This is a genomic window from Pontibacter rugosus (assembly GCF_042678745.1).
GTDB classification, from domain to species: Bacteria; Bacteroidota; Bacteroidia; order Cytophagales; family Hymenobacteraceae; genus Pontibacter; species Pontibacter rugosus.
Genome location: NZ_JBHTLD010000248.1, coordinates 1 through 6,267, shown reverse-complemented (window position 1 = coordinate 6,267; position 6,267 = coordinate 1). Strand labels below are relative to the sequence as shown.

Genomic DNA, 6,267 nt, shown 5'->3' with positions numbered 1-6,267 from the left:
TTTATATCCCCTAAAATATTTAGGCAGGAATTAGCACCTGGTTTATAACTGGTTGCTAGAAGTTCATAGAGCCTGTTCTCTCCCTTCTTCTTTATAAATCAAATACTCTGTGTAGGTAAGTATATTGACTTTACGTTTGCAAAGGTGGCTGCTGAGTTTTAAAATTCCAAATCTTTCACTAAAAATAATGTAGCTACAGTGAAATTATGTTTTTCAGCAGGCGTCTTTCCAAAAGATACGGCAGGTGGGGCTAGCGGGTTTTGAAGTATAGATAGCTCACTCACTAAATTGAAGAGAAAGTAACTGAAGTTTACAGGTTTCGCCTGCTTAGCTATTGTAGCAATTTCAAGTATAGTTGCTGTATCTGATAAACAGATCATCATACTTTCCTAAACAAGTATACAGGTTCCGGGTTATAGTTTGTAAACTGCTGCTATCGAAACTAAGTATACAGATTTGTTAGTAGAAATGTAATTTAACCATTCAAGGCAGTTAAGCCTTGCAAAACATACATATGGAATCAGCAACTTTTGGAAACGGATGCTTTTGGTGTACAGAGGCAGTGTTTCAGCAACTAGAGGGAGTAGAGAAGGTAGAATCTGGCTATGCAGGTGGTCATGTAGATAACCCTACTTACAAGCAGGTGTGCTCCGGTACCACAGGGCACGCAGAAGTATTACGCATTACGTATGATCCGACTAAAATTTCCTTTGAAGAGCTCTTAGAGGTTTTCTGGAAAACGCATGATCCTACAACCCTGAACAGGCAGGGAAATGATGTGGGAACGCAATACCGTTCCGTTATTTTTTATCATAACGATGAGCAGAGGCAGCTGGCAGAGAAGTATAAGCAGGAGCTAGCGGCTTCTGGCTCTTTCGAGGATCCTATTGTGACGACAATAGAGCCGCTTCCTACTTATTATCCGGCAGAGAACTATCATCAGGATTACTTCCTGAACAACGGCCACCAGCCGTATTGCAGCTTTGTAGTGCGGCCGAAAGTAGAGAAGTTCAGAAAGGTATTTGCCGATAAGTTAAAGAAATAAGCTTTCTGCTTCAGCAGGTTAACCTGCCATACATCATCTTTAAAACCAGCACAGGCTGCAACCATAAGTTGCAGCCTGTGCTGGTTTTAGATTATTGCTCATCGGCACTAGGGCCGTAGCTGCCCGGAATCGGAATGTTTAACAGGCGAAGGTACACTCCTAACTGTGCCCGGTGGTGAATGATTTGGCTCATCGAAATGCGTATGATGCCATACTTGGTGGTAGAGGTGAATACCTGGTCTCCATCACGCAGCACCCAAGGCTGTGTTAACTGCTCCTCAGTCGCATTTTTCAATCCTTCCTGACCTTCTTCCAGGGATTTTTCAAAATACGTTAGCAGGTCTCTTGTGTTATTGATGTCTGCAGGCTGATACGGTACTGTAGCAAAGTTCAGTTCATCAGTTGTCAGCCCCAAAGAAATCCAGGAGGGGAGCTCAGCCACATGTGTTGCCAATTGCTTTATGGTCATGCTCTTTTCATGCGGCTGCCAGCTATACTTATCATCTGGCACGCGCTCCAGCATTTTACGCGTTGTAGCAGCTTCCTGCTCCAACTCTTGCTGCAGCAATTGGATAATGTCCGTGGTCTGTAGTGTGTTCATAGTTTTATCTTTTAGTTTAAGACAAAGAAAACAGGCACCACTGACAACCCTATGGCAGTCTACTTTTAATCTTTGAAATTATTTTTCAAATATGGCTAATAAGGAACGGGCAGGGTTTTCATATAATCGTTTAGCAGCATATGGTCTTGTTTTGAAAAAGGAGCAGCCAGGTTTTTGATCTTTAAAATGCGGGATACTCTAAAGTCGCGGTAGTCCTGCCGCAGGTGGCACCAGGCAATCAAATGCCAGCTGAATGCATAGAATATTAGACCGATTGGCTCAACCTGTCGTTTACTGATTTCTTCTTTGCTGCTTTTGTAATCTAGTTCTATCAGAGTTTTAACTGAAATAGCGTCTTGCAGCACAGAAAGGTACTCATAACTGGTATCAAAACAGGCCGGTATCTGAAGACGGATATTGCTTTGCAGGAGCTCTAGCTTTTCCCGCTGCTGATTCCGAAGTACTCCTCTCACTTTATTAAGCGCATCAGAGTAGTGGTTTTGGATTGATCTATCGGCAAAGCCATACACCAGCGTTTCCATTAGCAGTAAGGCATTTGCTTCTTCGGAGGTGAAGGAAACAGGCGGCAGAAAATAGCCCTGTACAATAAAGTAACCTTTGGGCTGCTCAAAACTCACCGGCACGCCCTGCTCTCCCAGCGCCTTCATGTCCCGGTAAACTGTACGTACACTTATTCCAAACTTTTCTGCAATCTTTTCAGCTGTTACGTACTTCTTCGATTGCAGTAAAATCAATATGCCGAAAAGCCTGTCAACCCTGTTCATAGTAGTCTTTTGTTTAAGTGCAAAAGGTACCTATTTCAGCCTTTATTCGATAGTTTTAATTCCTGTTTGTTTGTGTGAGGAAGGATTTATACTTGCACTATAGTTGCTATGCCACCATAGTATTAGCTAGATACTTACTGGAGGAACAAGCGTAACCTATGGCTACACTTGAGGCCATTTCATTACTGGCTTAAACCTGAGCAACTACTTATACTAATCACATGCTGGTTGATGCTGCATCACATTTACCCTCGCGCTCATACTTGACCTAAGCCTAGGTATGCAAGTGTTTAAATTTACTATAAAAGTTTAGCTACTGCGGGCGCTTTTTTGTGCCGCGTGTGGGCGTAGCAGAAAGCGGATCTTCAGGCCAGTGATGCTTAGGGTAGCGGCCACGCAAATCTTTACGGACATCAAAATAACCATTGCTCCAAAAACTACGCAGGTCTTGCGTTACCTGTACCGGGCGCGAGGCGGGGGAGAGCAGGTGAATAAGGAGCGGCACTTTTCCGCCTGCAATTCTGGGTGTATCCAGCAGCCCGAAAACCTCCTGTAGTCTTACAGCTAGTACTGGCGTGCTTATATCAGAATAATCAAGGGCAATACGAGAACCGCTTGGCACCTGCAGATGTGTCGGAGCGAGCTTATCAAGCTCCTGGCGTTGTTCCCAAGAAAAATCAGCCAATACTATTTCGTTCAAATTCAGCTTAGCAACCTGTTCTAAAGAACGCAGGCCCAAAAGGTGAGGCAGCAGCCAGGTATCCATGGTGGCAGTGAGTTCAATAGCTGACGTGTCAGGCCATCTGTCAGCATCTATCTGGTGCAAGAATGCAATACGGTGGCGTGTTTGTAAAGCCTCTTCAGACCAGGGCAATCGGGTAATGCCTCTTTCCTGCAAAACCTGCAAGAGTACTTGCGCTACCTGTTCCTGGTTTGGCTTTTGTAGTGCCGTTTCTTCCAGAATCATGGCTCCTAAAGAAGTATATTGCCTGGCTACTACGCGCTCTGTTTTGTTATCCCATTTTACTTCCTGTACCTGTTCCAGTTGATCAGAAAAATGAAGGAGAATTTCTTCTTTAGTGATTGGAGCCGCTAACAGGATGCGGGGCTGGTGCTTCACGTCGAGGTGGGCAACGGCATAGAAAGCAGCTTCGCCCATCAACTCGGTCGGTAAAGCTGCTCGCTGCCCTGTAACAAGGCGCACCCGGCCAGAAGCCTCCCGCTGCGCCAGTCGGTCTGGATATGCCAGAGCCGTTAGTACGCCAACAGCGTCTGCCTCTATGGCCTCTTCAGAAACTTTTAGCTTTTGGCGCAGACGCTGTGCCTGTTCCCGCACTTTTCGGAGCACATTTTCATCTTTTACAAAGCCAGGGGTGAAGGGGCGCTTGCCTGCCAGTAACTCAAGCCGCAGGTGCAGATCGGGCATGGTGCTGCCTCTGCCGGATTCTACTGGTTTCAATATATCCCTATCTGCCAGTAAGGCTGCCAAAGCACATGCAGTAGAGCTATACCCTAAGGCGTGTCCGGTCATAACCATGTGCCCCAGTCTTGGGTGCATGCCTAAGACGGCTAATGCCTTTCCATGCTTTGTCGGGTTTCCTTCTGTATCAATGGCCTGAAGGCGGAGCAGTAGTTCTTTGGCAAGCGCCAATGCTGCCGCAGGAGGTGTGTTAAGCCACTTTAGTTGTGAGGCATCTTTTATACCCCAGATAGCAAGTTCTAATACAAGGCCCGTTAAATCAGCTTCACAAATTTCAGGAGTGTGCCTGTCAGGGAGCTGTAGTTGGTCTGCTGCAGACCAAAGGCGGTAGCAAGTGCCGGGGCCCAGGCGTCCGGCCCTTCCGCGGCGCTGATCAGCAGCAGCCTGCGACACTGTTACGGTAGCCAACGTAGTTAGACCAGTACGAGGCACAAATTGCGGCACGCGGGCATATCCTCCGTCTATAACTGTCTTGATGCCTTCTATCGTTAAGCTGGTTTCTGCTATGCTGGTGGCAAGCACCACTTTCCGCCGGCCTTTTGGAGCAGGCTTAATGGCAGCTAATTGTTTTGAAAGAGCCAATTCGCCGTGTAGCAGGTGCAGATCTATTTCAGGTGACAGTTTTCCTTCCACAAGCTCGGCCACACGTCTTATTTCACCCATACCTGGCAGAAAAACAAGCACATCGCCCTCGATATCTTCTGCTAAAGCTTTGCGCACAGCCTTGGGTACCAGATTGGCTAAGCGTTCGGCAGGATAGTTACCTATACCCGTTACTTCTGCGAGTGGCAGGTAATGGGTAACAACCGGAAAAACCTTACCCTCACTTTGCACAATTGGAGCATCCAGCCAGGTTGCAACTGAGGCTGCGTCCAGTGTAGCACTCATCACGAGCAGGCGCAGGTCCGGGCGTAAAACTGCCTGTGCGTCAAGCGCAAGTGTTAAGCCCAGGTCGGCTTGCAAGCTTCGCTCATGAAACTCATCAAAGATAATGGCTGAGATCCCTTCCAACGCTGGGTCATCCTGAATCAGGCGTGTCAGGATACCCTCTGTTACTACCTCTATTCTTGTTTTACTAGTGGCTACGTGTTCTAACCTGATCCAGTAGCCGACTGTTTGCCCTACGGGCTCACCCAGTAAGTCGGCCATGCGTTGTGCCGCTGCCCGGGCAGCCAGCCTGCGCGGCTCCAGCATCAGTATCTTGCCATCTTGTCTCCATCCTGACTCGAGCAAGGCTAGTGGTACAAGCGTTGTTTTACCGGCACCAGGAGGTGCCACAAGCACAACACGGCTGTTATTATCTAAAATCGACAGTAGTTGAGGAAGAACTTCCTTCACTGGAAGCGCAGGTAAAGCTGCAATCATAGGAGTAACTGGCATTGCCCCCAAAGGTCGTTATTCTTTTTAAATATAGTACAACCTGTGGCCGGCTAAGCATAATAGTAGAGGTAAATCAAGCACGAATAGGCATTTTTACCTGACCTAGCACAGCAATGACCTGATCAGCTTCGGTTTTGTTGTAAAACTCGTGTATAGCGTCTTCATTTATAACAAAGCTTGGTGCCGCGGGGTCACCATCTATAGTATAAAGCTTATGGGTACCAGGTATTGGTTCAGTGAGTATGCTGCTTATAAGGGTGCGGGCTTTCAAATCAAGAGCTGCCCAGATGAGTACTTCCTCTTTGTTATTTTCCTGAAATCTATCAGCACATTTTTCCTGTGCTTCTCGCTCCACTACCTGTGGGTTTACCTCGTTTACAGCACAAATCTGTTTGAAAATTGCTCCTTCTGTATTATTTGTTTTTTCCATAGCTAACTATCAAGTAGTGAAATATCTATTTTAGCGCTTTACGAGATATTTTCTGAAAAAGGATTCTGAATTTAGCATCCGCATGTTATACGCCTTATAGTGACATAGCTAACACACTACACGGCTGTACCAAGAGTACAACTGAGTGGTAAGAAAAAAGCATGGCAGATCAACGTATAACGCCATTCTGCCATGCCTATAAAACTACGCTATTGGCCAAAGCCAATAGGTTACTAGTTTACCTGGTTCTCAGTTTCAATAGTTTCAGTCTCTGTTGTCGTGTCTGTGTCAATTACAGTTCTTTCAACTTCAAGTTCAGATACCGCAGTATCCTGGTCAATTACTGTGCCTTCGGTTTCAGCAGTTGTTGCTCCTTCGTTTCCGCACGAATAAAGACCTACTGATCCAAAAATGATAGCACCTGCAAATAATAACTTTTTCATCTTGTATGGTTTAAGTATAACATTAATAAATATACCATGAGAGCGTCTCAAAATATACTTATACAATATTTAGTACCTCTACGGAGTATTAGCCAATAAAGAT

General features: G+C 45.9%; 7 protein-coding genes and 1 riboswitch. Of the genes, 1 reads left to right on the top strand and 6 read right to left on the bottom strand.

The genetic code is table 11. The features are described from left to right. Positions 1-100: riboswitch (SAM riboswitch) on the bottom strand. This riboswitch is flagged as partial in the annotation. Positions 101-158: 58 nt separating this feature from the next. Beyond that, positions 159-383 (bottom strand): hypothetical protein, encoded by a 225-nt coding sequence (locus ACFQ2O_RS18995; RefSeq protein WP_377531695.1) that lies wholly within the window; start codon positions 381-383, stop codon positions 159-161. Between the two features lie 131 nt (positions 384-514). Here ACFQ2O_RS18995 and msrA point away from each other — a divergent pair, with 131 nt between their 5' ends. Next, positions 515-1,045, top strand: coding sequence for a peptide-methionine (S)-S-oxide reductase MsrA (msrA, locus tag ACFQ2O_RS18990; RefSeq protein ID WP_377531693.1), 531 nt, complete (start codon positions 515-517; stop codon positions 1,043-1,045). 91 nt (positions 1,046-1,136) lie between these two features. On the opposite strand, the gene ACFQ2O_RS18985 is transcribed toward msrA, so the two are convergent. The 5 genes from ACFQ2O_RS18985 to ACFQ2O_RS18965 form a co-directional block, all read right to left on the bottom strand. Next, complete coding sequence (locus ACFQ2O_RS18985; RefSeq protein ID WP_377531690.1) at positions 1,137-1,646, bottom strand: DinB family protein; 510 nt, start codon at positions 1,644-1,646, stop codon at positions 1,137-1,139. Positions 1,647-1,741: 95 nt separating this feature from the next. Then, positions 1,742-2,431 (bottom strand): helix-turn-helix transcriptional regulator, encoded by a 690-nt coding sequence (locus ACFQ2O_RS18980; RefSeq protein ID WP_377531686.1) that lies wholly within the window; start codon positions 2,429-2,431, stop codon positions 1,742-1,744. Positions 2,432-2,744: 313 nt separating this feature from the next. Further along, a complete protein-coding gene (gene hrpB, locus ACFQ2O_RS18975) occupies positions 2,745-5,276 on the bottom strand; it encodes an ATP-dependent helicase HrpB (protein ID WP_377531683.1) in 2,532 nt (843 codons plus the stop codon). 88 nt (positions 5,277-5,364) lie between these two features. Continuing rightward, entirely contained in the window at positions 5,365-5,721 is a 357-nt protein-coding gene (locus tag ACFQ2O_RS18970) for a hypothetical protein (protein ID WP_377531678.1), read from the bottom strand. 233 nt (positions 5,722-5,954) lie between these two features. Next, positions 5,955-6,164, bottom strand: coding sequence for a hypothetical protein (locus tag ACFQ2O_RS18965; RefSeq protein WP_377531674.1), 210 nt, complete (start codon positions 6,162-6,164; stop codon positions 5,955-5,957). Between the last annotated feature and the right edge of the window lie 103 nt (positions 6,165-6,267).